Here is a 21,588-nt window from a genome sequence, read left to right as displayed (position 1 = left end):
GATCCTGCCACAGCGCCGGTTGCGCGTACCGGGACAAATGGGACACCGGCCCGTCAATTCGGGACATGAAGCCGGCGCGCACCATTTTCTTCAGGTAACGAAGGCGTTACCGGTGTTCAAAGGCACCATTGTGGGAAGATGGCCCTGTACATCTTGTGCGCGGCCCCTTGCGCCTCTACATCAGCCCCGTCCGGGTTCTTTTCCGGGCAGCCACCTCTTCAGGGGCCAGGTTTCCGGCAACGGAAACAAGACCCTGAGGTGACCGCACCAATTGGGGAGAGACCAGACATGTTCACACCACGCCGCACCGGACTGTTCGCGCTGTTTGCCGGGCTGATGCTCGCCTTTTCGATGGTATCGGTGGACTACGCCGAGGCAAGGCGTGGCGGCAGCTTCGGCAGCCGTGGCCTGCGCACCCACCAGAGCGCGCCGGCCACCCGCACCGCGCCCAACCAGGCGGCTCCCGTCGAGCGCTCCATGACGCCCAACACCGCGCCCAATGCAGCGCGCCAGCCTGCGGCCGGCCAGCAGCGGCCGGGCTTCATGAACGGGCTCGGCGGCTCGCTCATGCGCGGCCTGCTGATCGGCGGTCTGATCGGCCTGCTGCTCGGACAGGGATTTGGTGGCCTTGCCGGCGTGTTCGGCCTGCTGCTGCAGGGCCTGCTGATCGCCGGCGCGGTGATGCTCGCCCTGCGCTTCTTCCGCAGCCGCAATGCCGCGCAGCCCGCCATGGTGGGTGCCGGGGCAGGAAGCGCGCCCAACGGCAGCGGCTTTGGCGGCAACGGCTTCGGCCGTCAGGCGCACCCGGCAGGCGACAACAACAAGGGTGCCGGCTTCACCGTTCCGTCCTTCGGCGGGCAGCAGGCAGCCACGCAGACGCCCGCAATGCGCGACATGGCGCCCGATCAGGACGACCTCAACCGTTTCGAGGCGCTTCTGAGCGAAGTGCAGGATGCGTTCTCGCGTGAAGACTACGCGGGCCTGCGCGCGCTGGTCACGCCGGAAATGGTGTCCTACCTGTCGGAGGAACTGGCCCAGAATACGCATAACGGCCTGCGCAACGAGGTCAGCGACGTGCGGCTTCTGGAAGCCGACATCGCCGAGAGCTGGAGCGAGGGCAACCGCGACTACGCCACCGCCGCCCTGCGCTATGAAGCCATCGAACTGATGCGCGACAGGACCAGCGGCAAGGTCGTCGAAGGCGATGCCGACACCCCGAGCGAGACGGTGGAGCTGTGGACCTTCGTGCGCGAAAACGGGCAGGACTGGAAGCTCTCCGCCATCCAGCAGCCCGGCTGACGCAACCGGCAGGAACTACGCCGCAACCTGCCTTCTGAAACTTTCAGGCAGGCAGGTTGCTGCACGAGCGGGCCGGGAACCCACCTTCGGCCAGCGCAGGCGCAATAGCGCCAAACGCTTATGCGGCGTGGAAACAACATGCCCGGTTGTTCCATGGCGTTTTCCGCCGCAAGTGCCGCCCCGAAACAGAAGCGGGCGGCATGTCATCGCCAACCATGCAGCGCCAAGCGCATGACAGGCTCTCACGCGATAGCTGTCAGCTTTTTCAGCCGAAAGTCACGGCCAGCCGGGGCAAACATAAGCTTCCGGCTCATCTGATGACGAGGAACCTCTGGTTGGGCTGCCCCGTACATTTGTAGCTCAGCACCGGCGTGCCGTTTGCATTGGCGGCCATACGCACATCCAGACAGGCGCCGGAGGCATTCACGATGCGGCCGCTCTTTTCGACGGTCCACATCTGACGCGCTCCGCCGGCGCAGCTCTTTATATACACCGGCCCATCCTGCCGGATTGCGGTGAGGCAACCCGCGTTCACACGGATCATCGTCTTCTGGTTGTCCCTGAAAACAAACTGCTGGTTCCTGCCATGATGACACGTCCACAGGATGAGTTCGCCCTGCGCCGTGGCGTCGAGGCATTTGTCGCGTGCGTGGGCCGGCCGAAGGATCGCGCTGCCGCCCGCACCCGCCGGCGTTTCCGGCTTTGGCAGATCGTAGCGCGCCCAGCGCTGGTTGATGGTGCCATTGCAGCGATAGGTGATCACCGGCGTTCCGGCGGTTTTGCGGTTCTGCTCGACGTCGACGCAAAGCCCGTTGCCGTTTTTGATCCGGCCGGTGTTGTTGTAGGTCCATGTCTGGGTGACGACATTGCGGCATGGCGCCAGAAAAAGCGCCTCCCCTTCGCGGTTGCCTTCGAGACATTGCGAACCCACGCGCATCCTGCGCTCGCCGTTTTCACGGCGCTCAAGCGTGATCTTCTGGGCATTCGAGCCGTTGCACTTTGCCAGCTTCGCATCGCCTGAAAGATCCATGCACAAACTACGCGCGCTGTCCGGTCTCAGGTTCTTCGTTTCCGCCGGATAAAGGGTAGCCTGCGCCGTCCCCAGCCATGACAGCAGCGCAAAAGCGGTCAAAGAACAGTGCTTTACAGCCCTCAGCATGGTGATTGATTTTCCTTCTCCCGGTGAATCGCGTTCGGGCCGCATGGAAAACGCAATCCGGCGTGGCTGGCATCCACCAAAAGGTGGACGCGTTTTTCCTGTCAGCCGCTATCTCCCTGATACGGCGCACAGCAATACGGGATGAGACCGACATGAAGGCAGCCTTACGTTCCATGGTCCTGACCGCCGGCCTTCTGGCGAACCTTGCGCTGCCTGCCTGGTCGCAACCCACCCCCACTTTGGCCACACCCACTTTTGCCACCCCCGCCCTGCTCGATTTCTTCTCGATCGCAACGCCGACGCAAAGCACGCCGCGCATCGACAATTTCGATGAGACGTGGCTGATCACCGGCCCGATTTCGGAGTTCACCTCAAATATCATGAAGGGGCCGAGCTGGCTTCAGCTGGAAGGAAAGGTGGTCTACGCCTATTACCGTTTCCAGCCCGGCGACAATGCATTGCAGGTGCAGCGCGCCTTTGAAAAAGCGGCGGAGGAGGCCGGCTATGCGGTCAGCTTCTCGTGCAGCACCCAGAAGGGAGATTGCTTCAGTGAAGGCAAGCCGCTGTCCGGCGTATCGCTCGGAATATTGCTGGACAAGCCAACCGACATGCCGGCGCTTGAGCCACTCGGCATCGTGCGCAATTACTTCTATGTCGGCGGGGCAAGGCTCACCTATGTGACAAAGGACGAGGGGTCGAGCGTCACTCATATGCAGGTGGCGTTTGCAGATACGCCGGAAAAGGGCGTTATGGCGGTCACCAAATCCGTGATTACCGGCACGCCGCCAGAGCTGAGCAAGGCTTCGTCCATGCATTCGAAGCTGCTTGCCGGTGAAAGCGTTTCTCTCGACAATCTGCTGTTCGACACCGACAGCGCGATCCTTCTGCCGCCCTCGCGCGACCAGCTCTTCGAAATCGCCATGATGCTGCGCGAGAACCCTGCCCTGAAGCTTCAGATCATCGGCCATACCGACAGTGATGGCGGGCGCGAGCATAATCAGGGCCTGTCGGAACGCCGTGCCGCCGCCGTGGTCGATGCACTCGCCAATGGCTTCGACATCGAAGCCGGCCGCCTCACCTCCTCCGGCCGGGGCATGGATGCACCCGTTGCCAGCAACGCGACGGCGGATGGCAAGGCAAAAAACCGGCGCGTTGAGCTGAAGCTGCAATAGGGTTTCAGCACGGCCTGCCGTGTAAAAGTGATTCCAGACCCTCTCGGGCCGGGATTTTCGCTTGCGCGCGCACCTTAAGCGGTCCACCAAATGGTGGATATGCGGTGCGGCGGAAATTCCATGTCTCCTTATATCTCGCCTGAAAAACTCTCCGGACTGATCGGCCAGATCTACGATTGCGCGCTTGATCCGGAGCGATGGCCGCAGGCCATGCAGGCGATCTGCGAGGAACTGAACCTGCGCACCGGCGTCATCAGCATCATCGACATGATGCGCGGTGAGCCCCTGCTGGCATCGACGACCGGCTTTTCACCTCAATGGCTGGAACGTCTGCCGGAATTCTCCGACGGTCTCATCGGGCTGTGGGGCGGTGAACGGGCCGTGCGCAATCTGCCGCTGGAAGAGCCGGCCGTGCTGTCCCGGGTCAACCCCTCCGGCGTGAGCCAGGACAGCGAAGACGGTTTTCACCTCGGCTTCAATCGCCCGCAGGGCTTTGTCGATGCGATAGCCGTCGGCCTGACCCGCGACGACACCATGCTGGGCACAATTGGCTTCAACCGCCACGAGGATTTCGGGCTCATCGGGCCGCGCGAAACGGAGGTCATGCGGCTGCTGCTGCCCCATCTTCAGCGCAGCGTGGCGATAAGCCGTGTGCTGGAGATACGGCGGATCGAAACCGACGCCATCAGGCTCGTCCTGAATTCGCTCAGCGTGCCGGTGTTCGTGGTCGGCTCCGGCTTCCAGCTTCGCTTCGCCAACGATTCCGGCGAAGCGCTGGCCACGCAAAAGAAAATCGTCAGCATTCAGGGTGGCTGTGCGCGGTTTGACAATGCGCAGGCGCAGCGCAGGCTGGCAGCGCTGATGCAATCCTTCATGCAGGAGCCCGTGAACAAATCCGAAGAACCGTTCGGAACCGCCTTCAGGGATCAGGAGCACAAGCCCTGGGTCGTGCATCTTCTGCCGCTGAGCAGCAGGGTTGCGGGGCACATCGGCTCAGGCGGCGACCAGATATTCGCGCTGTTGCTTTCCGGCCCCTCGCCTGCCGATTCCGCCGCAAGTCTGGAAGCGCTGGCGCTGCTCTATGATCTGACGGTTGCGGAAACGCGGGTGTTCCGGCTGTTGTGCGCCGGGGTCTCGTCTGGCCGGATCGCCGAGGAGCTCGGCGCTGCCCCCAGCACCATAAAGACCCACACGCTGCGCATCTATGAGAAGACCGGGCTGCACCGGCAATCCGATCTGGTCGCGCTGGCCGGCTCCCTCGCCCCGGTCAGGCCGGTGGGGGACGAGAGCGGCGGCACTGGCAGGCTCCGCTCCTGATCCGACAGGATATCTTGCCGTCAGACGAAATCGCCTGACCCCCGCAGGACAACGGTTCGGAGAACAGCCGAGGCAGCGAAAGCGCCCGCCTGTCTCAAGACCAAGCGTGCTGCGAAGATTGACGATGCTGCGGAAACGCCCGGCTTCGGCCGGTCGCTCCTGCGATCGCGCCCGCATCGCAAGCTGGGACAGGAAGAAGGTGCAGGCTGCGGCGGCAGCGCCTGCTGCCGGCTCCCTGCCCGCAGGCTTTTCGCACCTAATAGATGCATATCATGCAATCATATAATAACGACATTGCACTATATGCAATTCAGGCTCCGCTGTATCGAAAGACCAACTTCAGCAATCCCGAACGGTACACTTTCGATCGGACCTTTCTTCCATGTCTCAACTATCCGTATCTCCGCCGCAGGCGGCCACGCCTGCTCACGCTCCCCATCATCCGCCCATTCGTTCCGGCCCACCCCTGCGTTCCGACCCACCCCTGCATTCCGGGATGGTGCTTGCGGGGCTCTCGCTCGCCATTCTGCTCTCGCAGCTTGGCACCAACATCATCAATGTGGCGCTGCCGACGCTGGTGGACGATCTCGGCGTTGAATTCAGCGCCGTGCAATGGGTTGTCGTCAGCTACCTGCTCGTCGTCACTGCCCTCATCGTCGGTGTCGGCCGCCTTGGCGACCAGCTTGGCAAGAAACGCCTCTATCTGTGGGGCCTCGCCATCTTCATGGCGGCCTCGGTGCTGTGCGCGCTTTCGACCAGCCTGCCGGTGCTGATCGCCGGCCGCGCCGGGCAAGGGCTTGGCGGCGCCATCCTGATGGCGCTGTCCTTTGCCTTCGTCGGCGAGGTGTTTCCGAAGGAACGCACCGGCTTTGCCATGGGTGTCCTGTCCACCATGGTGTCCTTCGGCATTGCGCTCGGGCCGTCGCTGGGGGCGCTGACGCTGGCGGCCTTCGGCTGGCAGGCCATGTTCTGGCTGAACCTGCCCTTCGGCCTGCTGGCATTTCTGCTGATCAGCCGCTATCTGCCGGATGCGGTGGATGCCCCGCAGCATCCGCCTGCCTCCGCCCGTTTCGACTGGGTCGGCACGCTCCTGCTGGCGCTGACGCTCGGCGCCTATTCGCTGGCCATGACCTTCTCCGGCAAGCAGGGCTTTGCGGCGCAGCCGGTGCTCCAGCTCGGCTTCGCGGCGATCATCGGACTGGCATTGTTCCTTGCCGTTCAGATCCGGGCACGGGCGCCCCTGCTCAGGCTCTCCATGTTCCGCAATGCCCTTCTCTCGACCAGCATGGTGATGAGCGTGCTCATCTATGCGGTGATGATGGCGACGCTGGTGATCGGGCCGTTCTACCTGTCGAAGGGGCTCGGCCTCGACACCCGCATGGTTGGCCTCGTCATGACCACCGGTCCGCTGATGGCGGCACTCATGGGCGTGCCTGCCGGCACGGTTGCCGACCGCATCGGCGCCCGGCTGGCCATGGTCATCGGCGTTGCCCTGCTCACCTTCGGCACCTTCACGATGTCGTGGATTTCGGCCGACAGCGGCGTGACGACCTACATCGTTGCGATGCTGTTCGTCAGCGTCGGGCTGGCTTTTTTCCAGACGCCGAACAACACCGCCGTGATGGCCGACGCGCGGCCCGAAACGCGCGGTCTGGTATCGGGGCTGCTGGCGCTCGCCCGCAATCTCGGCCTGATCACCGGCGCTTCGCTGATGGGCGCGCTGTTTGCCAATGCGCTGGGCGATCCCGCCGTCGCGACGCCCCTCATGGTGGCGGATGCCACCAGCCACGCCTTCCGCATCGCGGCAATCATGACCATGGCCGCCTTCCTCCTTTCTCTCACCACGCTTCGCGGAGGCCGGCGCAACCGCTGACCCCGTCCCTGAAGGATTACCAAAATGCACATGCACACCGCATCATCGCCCGGCGTTTCCCGCCCCATTCCTCCCGAACGGCGGCTGAGGGTCGCCGAGGTCCGCAAGACGCAGCGGATCACGCCTCACATGCAGCGGATAACCCTTGCTTCGGCAGCTTTCATCGATTTTCCGGTTCGCCGCCCCGCCCAGTGGGTCAAGCTGTTCGTGCCGACGCCCGACAACGAAAAGCCTAGCGGTCGCGCCTACACCATCCGCGAATTCCGCGAAGGCCTCTGCGAGATGGACGTCGACTTCGTCCTGCACGGTGACGGCCCCTGCTCGACATGGGCGGAGGCGGCCAGACCGGGCGACGTGGCGCAAATCGCCGGCCCCCGCGCCGGCTTCCAGCCCGACCCGGACCTGTCCCACCTGCTGATCGGCGGGGACGAGACCGCGCTGCCGGCTATCGGCTCGATCCTCGAAGCCCTGCCGGCCGGCGCAAGCGCCGATGTCTTCGTGGAAATCCCCGAGGATGCCGACGCCCAGCTCATCAGCACCAGGGCCGATGTGGAGTTTACATGGCTGCCGCGCAACGGTTCGGAACCGGGAACGACCACCGCGCTGGCCGAAGCCATGATGGCGGCCAGCCTGCCGCAGGAAAACAGCTTCGTCTGGTTTGCCGCCGAAGCCGGTGTCGTGCGCACGCTGCGCCGCCACTTCCTGTTGGACCGTGGCCTTGAACGCTCCCGGATGGCCATGGCCGGCTACTGGAAAAAGGGCGAGACCGATTTCCGCGACAGGGAAGACACCCCGTAATCCGTCAGCCTCCCTCCGGTGCGGCGAGCCCCTGCTCCGGAGGGAGGCTGCCCGTCTTTTCCCTGCCCCGCGCCGGAAATTTCTGCACCCTTAAGGTTGCCTTAAGCCTCGGGGCGAACCGGGTCCATGTCCGGCATTTCCAGCCCGGACAGGCAGCGGGGGAGCTGCCTTGAATTTTACGACAACAGGGAGGAGCCGCAGGTTCTGAGCGGGGTGCGTCTGCGCCCTGCCGATTTGTCGTTCCATCATATAACTTATTGAAATTAAAAGATAAATTCCGAAATCGTTGACCTGAATCAACGCCCCTGAAGGGTGAAGGCTCATCATGGCCCCGTCTCATCAGACGAGGACATCATGAGAGTCGTAAAACTTGCCCTTCTTGCCGGATTGTCGGCTCTGGCGATCGGGTGGGGCGTGGCAGCTTCCACCCCCACCTGGTTCGCACCGAAACAGGACCGCAAGGTCGATATCGCCGATCCCGACCTGATTGCGCGCGGCGAATATCTGGCCCGGGCGGGCGATTGCGTGGCCTGCCACACCGCACCCGGCGGCGCGCCCTATGCGGGCGGCCTCGGGCTGCAGACCCCGCTCGGCACCATCTACGCCACCAACATCACGCCCGACCGTAAAACCGGCATCGGCGCTTACGACTATGGCGATTTCGAGCGCGCGGTGCGCAAGGGCATGCGCCCGGACGGCGTGCACCTTTACCCGGCCATGCCCTTCGCCTCCTATCAGGTGGTGTCGGATGCCGACATCGAGGCGATGTACGCCTATTTCATGAGCGCGGTGAAGCCGGTCGCCAAGCAGAACCAGCCGACCACCATTCCATGGCCGGCCTCGATGCGCTGGCCGCTGGCGTGGTGGCAGTTGCTGTTCGCGCAGCCCCGCGCTTTCCAGGCGCCTGAGAGCGACGATCCGCTGGTGGCGCGCGGCGCCTATCTGGTCGAAGGGCTGGCGCATTGCGGCGCCTGCCACACGCCCCGCGGCCTTGCCTATGAAGAAAAGGCGCTGAAGGACGACGGCTCCGGCCGGTTCCTCTCCGGCTCGGTTCTGGAAGGCTGGTACGCCAAGAACCTGCGCAATGAAGACACCGGCCTCGTAACGTGGACCGAGGACGAGCTGGTGACCTTCCTGAGGACCGGGCGCAACAAACGCACCGCCGCGTTCGGCTCCATGTCCGATGTGGTCGAGCACTCGCTGCAATATCTCGGCGACGAGGATCTCACGGCAATCGCGCGCTACCTGAAATCCCTGCCGCCCCGGCCGGGGCGCGAGCAATGGGCGCCGAAGGAAGACGTCACCACGGCAGCGCTGCGCAACGGCGATTTTTCGGCTCCGGGCGCCATGACCTATGTCGAGCACTGCACCGCATGCCACAGGCTGGACGGCAAGGGCGCGCCTGAGGTCTATCCCGCCCTTGCCGGCAACTCCATGGTGTTCGCCGATGATCCAAGCTCGCTCATTCAGGTGACGCTGGCGGGCGGGCGCATGCCCTCGACGCCCGAACACAGCATGGCTTTCACCATGCCGGGCTTCGCGCATCTGTCCAATGCCGATCTGGCCGAGCTGATGACCTTCATCCGCAATTCCTGGGGCAACCATGCCAGCGCGGTGAGCGAGGCCGACATTGCCCGCATGCGTAAGGAAATCGCCCACAAGCCCGTTCACTACGCACCGGAGGCTGCGCAATGAGAAAGTCGTTCCTGATTGCCGGTGCCGCCCTGCTCGCCATCGCCGCCAGCGCCGCCGGATGGATTGCCAGCCGCCCGAACACGGACGCGCCGCCACCGGCGAGCTTCGCCGTGCTCGATGCCGACAACAATGAGGTTGGACGCTATGTGGTGCCGGCCGACAAGGCCATCCTCGCCCAGCCCAATGCCGACGAGATCATCTATGGCAAGCGGCTGCTGGCGGATACGGCGCGCCTTCTGCCCGACAATGTCGGTGCCGCGATGAACTGCAACTCCTGCCACCTGCTCGACGGCAAGATCGATGCCGCCAACGGCTATATCAACACCGTCAACTTCTACCCGCGCGTGATGCCGCGCGCGGGCAAGGAGGTGGATCTGGAAATGCGCATCAACGGGTGCTTCCAGCGCTCGATGAACGGCAAGCCGCTCGATCGCGATGGCCGGGAAATGAAGGCGATGATCGCCTATATGGACTGGCTGCGGCAGGGCGTGGCGAAAGACCACCGCGTCGATATCGTCAATGCCGGCGCGATCGACGAAAGCCTCGTTCCCGATCCGGATAAAGGCAAGGCGATCTATGCGCTGAAATGCGCAGCCTGCCACGGCACCGATGGCCAGGGCATGCGCGACCAGTTTGGCGACATCATCTTCCCGCCGCTGTGGGGCGAGGAAAGCTTCAACATCGGCGCGGGTCTCGCCCGCACCTACAAGGCCGCCCAGTTCGTGAAATGGGCGATGCCGCCCTCCATGCATCTGGATGGCCAGCTTGGACAAGGCGGCGTGCTGAGCGATCAGGAAGCGATCGACGTGTCGGAATATTTCACCCACATGCCGCGCCCCGACTTCGCCCCGAAGGTGAACGACTGGCCGAACGGCAAGAAGCCAAATGATGCCCGCTACTGAGCAGGCACCGGCTGGCCGAAGCAAAGGCGCTGCATCCTGCGGCGCCTTTGTACGTTTCCGAGGCATTTTCTAATGCCTCTCCCCTCGCTTCTCCCCACGAAACAGATGCACCGTCCACAACAGATGTTGAACAATTGTTTTTTCAGTGCTATCAGAAAAACAATTGTTCCACGCACATCCGGCGACGGCCGGCTGGCGGAAAACTGCAGGGAGGAGGGCATTGATGTCATTGCCACGCGTTACCTACACGAATCTGGGTGAGGATTTTTCCGGCGTTCATGCGCGCCTCGATGCCGAGCTTGAACATCTGGCCGCGGAAACGCTGGGCCGCAGCCACGCTGCCTCCATCGGTGGGCAGGATGTGGCGGGCACCGAAACCTTCTCCATCGCCTCGCCGATCGACAGAGACATCGTGCTTGGCCGTTTTGCGGCCTGCGACACTGCCACGGTGGACCGCGCGGTTGCTGCCGCCCGCTCCGGCGCTGCCGAATGGTCGGCCCTTGCATGGCAGGAGCGCGTGGCACGGCTGCGCCGGGCCGCCGATCTTGTCGAAGAGCGCAAATATCCGATCTCCGCCGCCTGTCTGGTCGAAGTGGGCAAGTCGCGCATGGAGGCCGTCGGCGAGGTCGAGGAAGCCATCGACCTGATCCGCTATTACAGCGGCGAACTGGAGCGCAACAATGGCTACGAGGCAGAGGGCAACAAGGCCCTGCCGCAGGAGCGCAGCTGGTCGCGCCTGCGCCCCTATGGCGTGTTCGCCGTCATCGCGCCGTTCAATTTCCCCGTGGCCTTGTCCATCGGCATGTCCACCGCTGCCCTTCTCGGCGGCAATGCGGTGGTGTTCAAGCCCAATGAAATGAGCGCGCTGACCGGCCGCCTGCTGGCCGAATGCTTCCTTGAGGCCGGCCTGCCGGCAGGTGCGTTCAACCTCGTCTATGGCGGCGCCGAGGTCGGCAAGGCGCTGGCGGAGCATCCGGGCGTCGATGGCATCGCCTTCACCGGCTCCAACGGCGTCGGCATGGAACTGCTGCGCCGCTACACCTCAGGCCGCGCGGCCAGGCCGGTGCTGGCCGAGATGGGCGGCAAGAACTCCACCTTCGTGGCCGCCGACGCCGATCTCGATGTCGCCGCCGCCGGCGTCATGCGTTCCGCCTTCGGCCTTCAGGGACAGAAATGCAGCGCACTCTCCAAGGTCTATGTGGCCAGTGCGGTGCGCGCGGCTTTCGTTGAAAAGCTGCTGGCCCAGATGGCGACCATCGTCATCGGCGATCCGCGCCGGGCCGATGTCTATATGGGGCCGGTGATCAACGACAAGGCCATCGCCCGCTTTGAAAAGGCGGCGGCCGACGCCGCCCGCGACGGCAAACTGCTGGCCGGCGGCAAGCGCCTGACCAAAGGTTTCATGGCGCGCGGCCTGTTTGTGGAGCCGACGCTGGTGGCCGACCTTGACGCCGACCACGCCATCAACCGCGAGGAACTGTTCCTGCCGTTCATGTCTTTGCAGGAATTCACCTCGCTCGACGCCGCCATCGCCGATGCCAACCGCGACGCCTATGGCCTGACCAGCGGCATCTATACGCAAAGCAAGGCCACGCTGGAAACCTTCCTGAACACCATTCAGGCGGGCGTGCTCTATGCCAACCGTGCAACCGGCGCGACTACCGGCGCATGGCCGGGCATCCAGACCTTCTGCGGCTGGAAGGGTTCGGGCACCACCGGCAAGGGCGGTCTCGGAAGCTGGTATCTGCCGCAGTTCATGCGCGAGCAGAGCCTGACCGTGTTCGGCCAGCCGGCAAACGCCTGATCCCGCGATGATCTCCGCCACACCTCTGGTCGTCCGCGATCTGCGCAAGAGCTATGCCAGCCTTGAAGTGCTCAAGGGTGTCAGCCTGACCGCCAATAAGGGCGATGTCGTCGCCATCATCGGCGGGTCGGGCTCGGGCAAGAGCACCTTCCTGCGCTGCATCAATTTTCTGGAAACGCCTTCTGCCGGTGAAATCAGCCTGTTTGGCGAGCCGGTGCGGCTGAAGCGGACGGCACGCGGCGCGGAGCCGGCCGACAAGGCGCAGTTGCGGCGCATGCGCACCCGCGTCGGCATGGTGTTCCAGAACTTCAACCTGTGGCCGCACATGACGGTTCTGCAAAACGTCATCGAGGCTTCGATCCATGTGCTGAAGCGCCCCCGCGCCGAGACGATCGACAAGGGCATGGCGCTGCTGGAGCGGGTGGGGCTGGCCGACAAGCACGGCCACTACCCCTCGCAGCTTTCGGGCGGACAGCAGCAGCGCGTGGCGATTGCCCGCACGCTGTGCGTGGACCCGGAGGTTCTTTTGTTCGACGAGCCGACCTCGGCTCTCGATCCGGAACTGGTGGGCGAGGTGCTGCGCGTCATGCGCATGCTGGCGGAGGAAGGGCGCACGATGATCGTCGTGACCCATGAAATGGCCTTCGCCCGCGAGGTTTCCAGCAAGGTCATGTTCTTCAGTCAGGGCCTTGTGGAGGAGGAGGGTGCGCCGGCCGAACTGTTCGGCGGACCGCGTTCGGAGCGTCTGGCGCAGTTTCTGGCCCGCGTTTCCGCATAACGTTTTTTTGGGAGAGGAAAAACATGAAAAGACTGATTTTGCTGGCCATGGCCAGCCTTATTGCCAGTGCCGCGCACGCGCAGGACGTGCTGCGAATGGGCACCGAGGGCGCCTATGCGCCGTTCAACTATGTCGGGGCCGATGGCAAGGTCGCCGGCTTCGATGTCGATATCGGCAATGCGCTTTGCGAGAAGATGAACCGCAGCTGCGAATGGACCACGCAGGACTGGCAGGGAATCATCCCCGCCCTTCAGGGCGGCAAGTTCGACGTGCTGATGTCGTCGATGACCATCACCGAGGCCCGCCGCCAGCAGATCGACTTCACCGAGCCTTACTACATGTCCAAGGGCATGCTGATCGGCCGGGCCGATGCCGGTCTTGAATTCAGCCCCGAGGGCCTGAAGGGCAAGATGCTGGGCGCGGTGCGCGAGACGGTCAACGCCATCTATGTCGACGCCAAGTTCGCCGATGTCGCCACCATCCAGACCTATGTGTCTTCCGACGACCTGTTCCTCGATCTGAAGAACGGCCGCCTCGACGCCGCCTTCGGCGATGCGACGGAACTCAGCCCATGGCTGAAGGATCATGGAGGCGACGAATTCGTGCAGATCGGCGAAACGGTCAGCGATCAGCTGCTGGGCGAAGGCATCGGCATCGGCGTGCGCAAGGGCGACAGCGCGCTGCTGGCAGACCTGAACAAGGCGCTCGACGCCATTGTCGCAGACGGCACATTCGCCACCCTCAGCCAGAAATATTTCGACTTCCCGCTGCGCTGACAGCCGGGAGGAAAGCGAAGCGGGGGCGGCCATCACTGGCTCGGCCGTCTCCCGCATCGCCCACCGCATCACGTGACCATCTGTCCCGACAGGCACGGCGCATCGCACGTGCGGGGCCATGGCCGCAGGACCACAGCAGGCAAGGAGGCTTCGAATGGATTTGCAGGGCTTCGGCGCGCAGCTTCTCGCCGGCGCGTGGCTGACCATTCAGCTTGCCGTCTGCGCCTCGCTGCTGGGCAGCGCGCTGGGTTTCGCGACGATGCTGGCAAAAGTTTCCGACAGCCGCCTGCTGCGCGCTGCCGGCTTCGGCTTCGCCAATCTGTTCCGGGCCCTGCCCGAACTGCTCGTCATCCTGATCGTCTATTTCGGCCTGCCGCAGCTGCTGATGGCGCTGAGCGGACAGCGCATCGAGGTCGGTCCGTTCATGGCCGGCGTCATCGCCCTGTCGCTGATCTTCTGCGCCTACTCGTCGGAAGTGTTCCGCGGCGCATGGCGCGGCATTCCCAAAGGACAGGTGGAGGCAGCGATGGCCAGCGGCATGGGCCCATGGCTGATCCTGCGCCGCATCCGGTTTCCGCAGATCGTGCGCCTGTCCCTGCCCAGCCTCGGCAATCTGTGGCTGGTGCTGTTGAAGGACACCTCGCTGGTGGCGGTGATCGGCCTGCAGGAGCTGATGCGCAAGGCGCAGATGGCGACCTCGGTGACCAAGGACCCGTTCACCTTCTACGGCGCGGCGGCCCTGCTCTACGTGGTGATCTCAGTCGTCTCTTCCGCCGGCCTGCAGGCGATGGAGCGCCGCTCGCGGCGCGGCCTGGCGGCATAGGGAGGAAACGGCCATGACATTCTTCTCCACCCTTGCCGGCATGTATGGCGAGCACTGGCGCGAACTTCTCAACGGCCTGTGGCTGGCGCTCGCGCTGGTCGCCGCCTCCTGCGGTCTCGGCTTTCTGGCGGCGCTGCCGATCTCGCTCGCCTGCTCGTCTGAAAACAGCTGGCTGCGCTGGCCAGCGCAGGCCTTCTCGGTGGTGTTTCGCGGCTCGCCGCTCTACGTGCAGGTGTTCCTCGTCTATTTCGGCCTGCCGGCGGCGCTGCTGGAGCTTTACGGCGGCAATGTCGGCGCGCTCAGGCAGAGCATGTGGTGGCCGCTTTTGTCATCGCCTTTCCTGCTGGTGCTGGTCGCGTTCACCCTCAACAATGCCGCCTACATGGCCGAGGACCTGCGCGGCGGCCTGCAGTCGGTGCCGCGCGGCCTGCAGGAGGCCGCGCTGGCGCAGGGCATGGGCTACTGGCCGTTACAGCGCCGCATCGTCCTGCCGCTTGCCTTCCGTCAGGCGCTGCCTTCGCTGTTCAACGAGGTGATCTTCACTTTCAAGGCGACTGCGATTGCTTCCACCGTTACCCTGCTCGACCTGATGGGAGTGGGCAACAGGATCTTTTCCCGCACTTACGACGTCACGGCCTATATCGCGATCGCGGTGATCTATCTCATCGTCGTGGCCATCATGGCGCGTCTGTTCGGTTATCTGGAAAGACACCTGTCCCGCCACCTCCCCGGCGCAGCATGACGAGGAGCAGGCGCAACATGGCAAAAGACAACAACGAGCGCGACCTTTCGGCAACCATGTCGATGGACGAGCTGACCGCGACCATCCACGAGCAGATACCGGCCATGCCGGCACAGCTTGCCGCCGGCGCCCGCTTCATTCTCGATCACCCCGACGTGGTGGTGACATCCTCGATGCGCGACATCGCCATGTCGATCGGCGTGGCCCCGGCAACGCTGGTGCGCCTTGCCCGGGCGCTCGGCTTCCCGGACTGGTCGTCGCTGCGCGAAATCTATGTCGCCTCCTATCGCGGCTCGCCGGGGCTTTATGCGCGCGGCGCCTCGGCGCTGGTCGAAGGCGCCGACGAGGAAAGCCTGCTTGGCCGCATGGCCAGCACGCTGGCAGTGGATACGACGCGCCTTGGCCTGATCAACGACGCGGCCACCTTCGATGCGGCGGTGCGCCGGCTGGCCGAAGCGCCGCGCATCTATGTCGCCGCCTTCCTGTCCTGCCGCGCGCCGGGGCTGACCTTCACCTATATTTCGCGCCTGTTCCGCGACGGTGTGCATCTGAGCGAAGCGTCCGGCTCCTCGCTGGTCACCGAGCTGGCCACGCTCAACGAGAAGGACGTGGTGCTGTCGATCAATTTCAGCCCCTATTCGCGCGATTCCCTGCTGGTGGCGGGTGCCGTGAAGCGCTCGGGCGCGGGGCTGATCTCGCTGGCCGACAGCCGCGTCACGCCGCTGAGCGATGTGGCCGAGCATGTTCTGCTGTTCGAGACGGCAAGCCCCTCCTTCTTCCCCACCATCACCGCAGCCACCGCACTGGCTGAATCGCTGACCGCCGGCATGATGCGCCATCTGGGCGTCAGGGCGACCGAGCATCTGACCCGGGTGGAGGAAAGCCTCTACGCCGCCGACACTTATGTGGCGGCCAACGCCCGCAGCCCCACTCCCGGCATTGCATCGAAATCAAGTCCTCCCCCCACCACCGGAAATAACTCATGACCACGCATGTCTTTCACCGCGCCCTGAAATCCGCCCTGCCCTATGTGGCGGGTGGTGACGGCATCACGCTCAGGGATGCGGAGGGCCGGACCTATATCGACGCCTGCGGCGGCGCTGCCGTTTCCTGCCTCGGCCACGGCCATCCGGCGGTTCTGGAGGCCATGGCCGCGCAGGCGAAGCAGGCGGCCTATATCCACACCTCCTTCTTCACCACGGAAGCCGCCGAAAAGCTGGCCGCGCGCGTGGCGGAAAACTGCGGCGGCGACCTCAACCACGTCTATTTCGTCGACAGCGGCTCGGAAGCCACCGAGACCGCGCTGAAGATGGCGCGCCAGTACTGGCTGGAACGCGGCCAGCCGCAGCGCACGAAGGTCATCTCCCGCCATTTCAGCTACCACGGCAACACGCTGGGCGCGCTCTCGGTGAGCGGCAACCGCTGGCGGCGCGAGCCCTATGCGCCGCTGCTGGCCGATGCCTCCTTCATCGAGCCCTGCTTCTTCTACCGCCACGCGGGACCCGGCGAGACGCCGGAAGCCTATGGCGCACGCGCCGCCGCAGCCCTTGAAAAGCAGATCGTCGAACTGGGTCCCGAAACGGTGATGGCCTTCATCGCCGAAACGGTCGTCGGCGCCACCACCGGCGCGGTTGCGCCCGCACCCGGCTATCTGAAGCGCATCCGCGAGATCTGCGACCGTCATGGCGTGCTGCTCATCCTCGACGAGGTGATGTGCGGGGCCGGACGCACCGGCACCTTCCTCGCCGCCCATGCCGAGGGCGTCGCCGCCGACATCGTCACCCTCGCCAAGGGTCTGGGCGGCGGCTATCAGGCGATCGCCGCCGTCATCTGCTCCGACAAGGTCTATGAGGGCTTCTACAACGGCTCGGGCGTATTCCAGCACGGCCTGACCTATTCCGCGCATCCTGTGGCCTGCGCCGCCTCGCTGGCCGTGCAGGAGGTGATCCTGCGCGACGATCTTCTGGCCAATGTGCGCGCACGCGGCGAAGACCTGAACCGCGCCCTGCATGGCCGTTTCGGCAACAACCACCATGTCGGCGACATTCGCGGGCGCGGCCTCATTCAGGCCATCGAGCTGGTGCGCGACCGGGCGGAAAAGTCGCCTTTCGACCCCGCCCTGAAGCTCAACCAGCGCATCAGGGCGGAAGCCTTTGCACGCGGGCTGATGGTCTATCCCGGCGCCGGCTGCGTCGACGGCCGCGCGGGCGACCACATCCTGCTGGCTCCCCCCTACATCGTCACCACCTCTGACATTGAAGAGATCGTCTCGCGCCTCGGCGAGGCCGTGGACGCCGCACTCGCGGCAGTGAACTGAAACCCAGTATTACACAAGGTAGTAAGATGGCGCGTGATCCCCGCTACGATATCCTGTTTGAACCCGTCCGCATCGGACCCGTCACCGCCCGCAACCGCTTCTATCAGGTGCCGCATTGCAACGGCATGGGATGGACGCAGCCGCAGGCGCTGGCGGAATTGCGCGGCGTGAAGGCCGAAGGCGGCTGGGCGGTGGTCAGCACGGAAGAGGTGGAGATCCACCCGACCGGCGATTGCGAGCCATTCCACGAGGGCCGCCTGTGGTCGGATGCCGATGTGCCGGCGCTGGCGCTGATGGCCGAGGCGGTGCATGCGCACAATTCGCTGGCCGCCGTGGAGATCATGCATCACGGCGCATCCTCGGCCAACTGGTCGTCGCGCGAGATGCCGCTGGCCCCGTCGCACCGGCCGATCATCTACTACGCGCCGGTGCAGGCGCGGCGCATGGACAAATCCGACATCGCCGATTTCCGCCGCTGGCACCGCGAGGCGGCGCTGCGGGCGAAGAAGGCGGATTTCGACGTGATCTATGTCTATGCCTCGCATGATCTCAGCCTGCCGATGCACTTCCTGCAGGCCCGCAAGAACGACCGCATCGACGAATATGGCGGCAATTTCGAAAACCGCGTGCGCCTGCTGCGCGAGGTGCTGGAAGACACCAGGGAAGCGGTCGGCGACCGCTGCGCGGTGGCGTTGCGCTTCGCCGTGGACGAGATGATCGGCGCCGACGGCATCACCAGCGACGGCGAAGGCCGCGACGTGGTCGAGCGGCTGGCCGAACTGCCGGATTTGTGGGACGTCAACGTCTCGACATGGTCGAACGACAGCGCCACCTCGCGCTTCCAGAAGGAAGGCTATCAGGAGGATTTCACCCGCTGGGTGAAGTCGGTGACCACGAAGCCGGTGGTCGGCGTCGGCCGCTACACCTCGCCCGACCGCATGGTCAGCCTGGTGAAGTCCGGCGTGCTCGATTTCATCGGCGCGGCGCGTCCTTCGATTGCAGATCCCTTCCTGCCGAAGAAGATCGAGGAAGGCCGCTTCGACGAAATCCGCGAATGCATCGGCTGCAACATGTGCGTGTCGTCGGACTACACCAACACCAATCTGCGCTGCACCCAGAACCCTACCATGGGCGAGGAATGGCGGCGCGGCTGGCACCCGGAACGCATCGCGCCGAAGGGATCGGACCACACCGTGCTGGTGGTGGGCGCCGGCCCTGCCGGTCTTGAGGCGGCCCTTGCCGCCGGCCGCCGCGGCTATGAGGTGCATCTGGCCGAAGCCGGCACCGAGCTTGGCGGGCGGGTGAGCCGCGAAGCGCGCCTGCCCGGCCTTTCCGAATGGGGCCGCGTGCGCGACTGGCGCGTCACCCAGCTTTCCGTCATGCCCAATGTGCATATCTACCGCGACAGCCCGCTGACCGCTGAAGACGTGCTGGCCTTCGGCGCCGGCCATGTCGCCATCGCCACCGGCGCCGAATGGCGTCGCGACGGCGTCGGCCGCGACCATGGCGCGCCCATTCCCGGCTTCGACGATCCGCGCGTGTTCACGCCAGACGACCTGATGAACGGCAAGCGCCCCGAAGGTCCGGTCGTGGTGTTCGACGACGACCACTACTATATGGGCGGCGTGCTGGCGGAACTGTGCCGCTCATGGGGGCTGGAGGTGACGCTGGTCACCCCCGCCAACATTCCCTCCGCCTGGACCGTGAACACGCTGGAGCAGGGTCACATCGCCAAACGGCTGGCGCGTCAGGGCATTGCCGTCGTCACCTCGGCGACGGTCACCTCCTTCGGCACCGACAGCGTCGAGATCCTCGATTATCTGCCCGGCACCACGCGCAGGCTGAAGGCCGGCGGCATCGTGACCGTCACCGCGCGCCTGCCGCGCGAAGGGCTTTACGAGGAACTGGCGGCAGCGCCCGAAAAACTGGAGGAAGCCGGCATCTCGACGCTGCGCCGCATCGGCGACGTCTATGCTCCCTCCACCATTCAGGCCGCGACCTACTGGGGCCATCGCTTCGCCCGCGAACTGGATGCGGAAGTGGTGGCGGCCGAAGACCTGCCGCGCGAACTGCCGCAAGCCGCGCCGCTGCGCCGCCACTGGGCATAAAACCCGTTCGGAAGATAACGGAACGGTCCGCAGGCCAGTCAGGCTTGCGGACCGTTCCCCGCATCCGTACCGACAGGGAAGTTCTCCCCAGAAGGACAAAGCTCCCGCCCATGGCTGCTGGCCGGGCGGGAAACCGGCGCACGGGTTCGGCTGAACCCATGCGCCGGCCAAAGACATCACTTCGTGTGATGCACTTCCTGCAGGCCGTAGACAGGCGTCTGTATGCCTTCCATGCGCGCCTTCAGTTGCAGGGACAGATATTGCGAGTAGTGGCGCGACTGGTGCAGGTTGCCGCCGTGGAACCACAGCGCTTCCTGCTGCGTCGGCTTCCACATGTTGCGCTGCTCGCCTTCCCACGGGCCGGGGTCCTTGGGCGTGTCCGAACCCAGCCCCCACACCTTGCCGACCTTGTCCGCCGTCTCCGCGTCGATGATGTCGGCGACCCAGCCGTTCATCGAACCGTAGCCTGTGGCATAGACGATGACGTCGGCGGGCAGCTCCGTGCCATTGGCGAGCTTCACCGAATTCTCGGTGATCTCCTCGATCTGGCCGGATGCGAGCCTGATCTTGCCGTCGATGATGAGCTGCGAAGCGCCGATGTCGATGTAGTATCCCGAGCCGCGCCGCAGATATTTGAGGAACAGGCCCGACCCGTCGGCGCCGAAATCGAGCTGGAAGCCGGCCTTTTCGAGCGCCGCGTAGAAGTCGGCGTCGATCTCGCGGATCTTGTCGTAGATGGGTTTCTGGAACTCGTTCATGATGCGATAGGGCAGCGAGGCGAAGATCAGGTCCGCCTTGGCGGTGGTCACGCCATTTTGCAGCGCCTGCTCTGAGTAAAGCGCCCCGAGCCCATGTTCCATCAGCGGTTCTGACCGCACGATATGGGTAGAGGATCGCTGCACCATGGTGACGTCGACGCCGGCCTCATAAAGGGCGGCACAGATGTCATGGGCGGAATTGTTGGAGCCGATGACCACCACCTTCTTGCCCTTGTAGCCATCCGGGCCCGGATGGCGGGACGAATGATGCTGCTCGCCTTTGAAGCGGTCCTGTCCCTTCACGGTCGGGATGTTCGGCTTGCCGGACATGCCCGTGGCGAACACGAGCTGCTTCGGTCGCACCACGATTTCCTCGCCATCGCGGTCGATGACGACCGTCCACTCCTTGTCTGCCTCATTCCATTTGGCGGACTTGACGGTGGAGCGCGTCCAGTAATTCAGCTCCATGACTTTGGTGTAGAATTCCAGCCAGTCGCCGATCTTGTCCTTGGGCGCGAAGACGGGCCAGTTCTTCGGAAAGTCGATATAGGGCAGGTGGTCGTACCAGACCGGATCGTGCAGGCAGAGCGACTTGTAGCGCTTGCGCCAGGAATCGCCCGGCCGGTCGTTGCGTTCGACGATGATCGTCGGAACGCCAAGCTGGCGCAGCCGCGCACCCAGCGCGATGCCGCCCTGCCCGCCGCCGATGACCAGCACATAGGGCTGCTTTTCGTAGCCCAGCATGCGCTCTTCCTCCTCGCGCTCTTCCTTCCATGTTTTCGTACCGAGGTTCTGCCCGTGCTTGGCACCGAGCGGCCGGGTGAAACCGGCCTTTTCCTCATGCCCCTTCAGCTCCGACATGACGGTGAGAAGTGTCCAGATCCTGCCATTTTTCAGGCGAATGAGACCATAGCCGCGCGCAACTTCGGTCTCGAACGAGATCCAGCTTTCGGTGACGCCGTCGGCTTCGGTCGCGGTTTCGCCTTCCGCTACCTGCCAGTTGGTTGGCTTCACCTGCTGCAACTGGGATTGCAGCATGTCGCGCACCTCGTCATGGCCTTCAACGGTTTTGATGTTCCAGGTGAAGGCGACGAGATCGCGCCAGTAGCATTCGTCGGCGAACAACGAGACGGCTTCATCGATGCGGCCGCCTTCCAGCGCCGCGCCGAACTTGTCGAGAACGGCCTGCACGCGCACTGTCGGGGTTTTCTCAAGCATTGCAATTTCCTCCCATGCAAAGTTGTGCCGGCCCTCCCGGAACCGGCCG

Annotated in this window: 17 protein-coding genes; 15 read left to right on the top strand and 2 right to left on the bottom strand. The window is 64.4% G+C overall.

Annotation, left to right across the window (positions count from 1 at the left end; translation table 11 throughout):
• Positions 1–288: 288 nt before the first annotated feature.
• The gene (locus HNR59_RS16610) at positions 289–1,299 is read left to right on the top strand and encodes a Tim44 domain-containing protein (protein WP_183832152.1); all 1,011 of its coding nucleotides are present in this window, start codon (positions 289–291) and stop codon (positions 1,297–1,299) included.
• A gap of 310 nt (positions 1,300–1,609) precedes the next feature.
• On the opposite strand, the gene HNR59_RS16605 is transcribed toward HNR59_RS16610, so the two are convergent.
• The gene (locus HNR59_RS16605) at positions 1,610–2,458 is read right to left on the bottom strand and encodes an RICIN domain-containing protein (protein WP_183832151.1); all 849 of its coding nucleotides are present in this window, start codon (positions 2,456–2,458) and stop codon (positions 1,610–1,612) included.
• Between the two features lie 152 nt (positions 2,459–2,610).
• On the opposite strand from HNR59_RS16605, the gene HNR59_RS16600 reads away from it, so the two are divergent.
• From HNR59_RS16600 to HNR59_RS16535, 14 genes are all read left to right on the top strand, one after another.
• On the top strand, positions 2,611–3,630 hold the full coding sequence (locus tag HNR59_RS16600) for an OmpA family protein (RefSeq protein WP_183832150.1): 1,020 nt from the start codon (positions 2,611–2,613) through the stop codon (positions 3,628–3,630).
• Positions 3,631–3,750: 120 nt separating this feature from the next.
• Positions 3,751–4,947, top strand: a complete 1,197-nt coding sequence (locus tag HNR59_RS16595; RefSeq protein WP_183832149.1) for a helix-turn-helix transcriptional regulator — start codon at positions 3,751–3,753, stop codon at positions 4,945–4,947.
• 382 nt (positions 4,948–5,329) lie between these two features.
• The gene (locus HNR59_RS16590; protein ID WP_183832148.1) at positions 5,330–6,820 is read left to right on the top strand and encodes an MFS transporter; all 1,491 of its coding nucleotides are present in this window, start codon (positions 5,330–5,332) and stop codon (positions 6,818–6,820) included.
• A gap of 24 nt (positions 6,821–6,844) precedes the next feature.
• The gene (locus HNR59_RS16585) at positions 6,845–7,618 is read left to right on the top strand and encodes a siderophore-interacting protein (protein WP_183832147.1); all 774 of its coding nucleotides are present in this window, start codon (positions 6,845–6,847) and stop codon (positions 7,616–7,618) included.
• A 354-nt stretch (positions 7,619–7,972) separates the two neighbouring features.
• Positions 7,973–9,313 carry a cytochrome c gene (locus HNR59_RS16580; RefSeq protein ID WP_183832146.1) on the top strand — a complete coding sequence of 447 codons (1,341 nt, stop codon included), beginning with the start codon at positions 7,973–7,975 and terminating at the stop codon, positions 9,311–9,313.
• A complete protein-coding gene (locus HNR59_RS16575; RefSeq protein ID WP_183832145.1) occupies positions 9,310–10,215 on the top strand; it encodes a c-type cytochrome in 906 nt (301 codons plus the stop codon). Before HNR59_RS16580 ends, HNR59_RS16575 begins: the two co-directional genes overlap by 4 nt.
• 223 nt (positions 10,216–10,438) lie before the next feature.
• Positions 10,439–12,019 carry an aldehyde dehydrogenase family protein gene (locus HNR59_RS16570; protein ID WP_183832144.1) on the top strand — a complete coding sequence of 527 codons (1,581 nt, stop codon included), beginning with the start codon at positions 10,439–10,441 and terminating at the stop codon, positions 12,017–12,019.
• A gap of 7 nt (positions 12,020–12,026) precedes the next feature.
• Positions 12,027–12,797: an ABC transporter ATP-binding protein gene (locus HNR59_RS16565; RefSeq protein WP_183832143.1), complete on the top strand. Its 771-nt coding sequence runs from the start codon at positions 12,027–12,029 to the stop codon at positions 12,795–12,797.
• A gap of 23 nt (positions 12,798–12,820) precedes the next feature.
• Complete coding sequence (locus HNR59_RS16560) at positions 12,821–13,573, top strand: transporter substrate-binding domain-containing protein (protein ID WP_246374777.1); 753 nt, start codon at positions 12,821–12,823, stop codon at positions 13,571–13,573.
• A gap of 154 nt (positions 13,574–13,727) precedes the next feature.
• Positions 13,728–14,396, top strand: a complete 669-nt coding sequence (locus HNR59_RS16555; protein WP_183832142.1) for an ABC transporter permease — start codon at positions 13,728–13,730, stop codon at positions 14,394–14,396.
• Between the two features lie 13 nt (positions 14,397–14,409).
• Positions 14,410–15,138 (top strand): ABC transporter permease, encoded by a 729-nt coding sequence (locus tag HNR59_RS16550; RefSeq protein WP_183832141.1) that lies wholly within the window; start codon positions 14,410–14,412, stop codon positions 15,136–15,138.
• A 17-nt stretch (positions 15,139–15,155) separates the two neighbouring features.
• Positions 15,156–16,124, top strand: a complete 969-nt coding sequence (locus tag HNR59_RS16545; protein ID WP_183832140.1) for a MurR/RpiR family transcriptional regulator — start codon at positions 15,156–15,158, stop codon at positions 16,122–16,124.
• Positions 16,121–17,455: an aspartate aminotransferase family protein gene (locus HNR59_RS16540; RefSeq protein WP_183832139.1), complete on the top strand. Its 1,335-nt coding sequence runs from the start codon at positions 16,121–16,123 to the stop codon at positions 17,453–17,455. Before HNR59_RS16545 ends, HNR59_RS16540 begins: the two co-directional genes overlap by 4 nt.
• A 26-nt stretch (positions 17,456–17,481) precedes the next feature.
• Entirely contained in the window at positions 17,482–19,563 is a 2,082-nt protein-coding gene (locus HNR59_RS16535; protein WP_183832138.1) for an oxidoreductase, read from the top strand.
• Positions 19,564–19,739: 176 nt separating this feature from the next.
• Here the strand turns inward: HNR59_RS16535 and HNR59_RS16530 are convergent, their stop codons facing one another.
• Complete coding sequence (locus HNR59_RS16530) at positions 19,740–21,539, bottom strand: NAD(P)/FAD-dependent oxidoreductase (RefSeq protein WP_183832137.1); 1,800 nt, start codon at positions 21,537–21,539, stop codon at positions 19,740–19,742.
• Positions 21,540–21,588 lie beyond the last annotated feature (49 nt).

Source organism: Aquamicrobium lusatiense (assembly GCF_014201615.1).
GTDB lineage: Bacteria > Pseudomonadota > Alphaproteobacteria > Rhizobiales > Rhizobiaceae > Mesorhizobium > Mesorhizobium lusatiense.
This window is presented reverse-complemented; position numbering and strand designations above follow the sequence as displayed.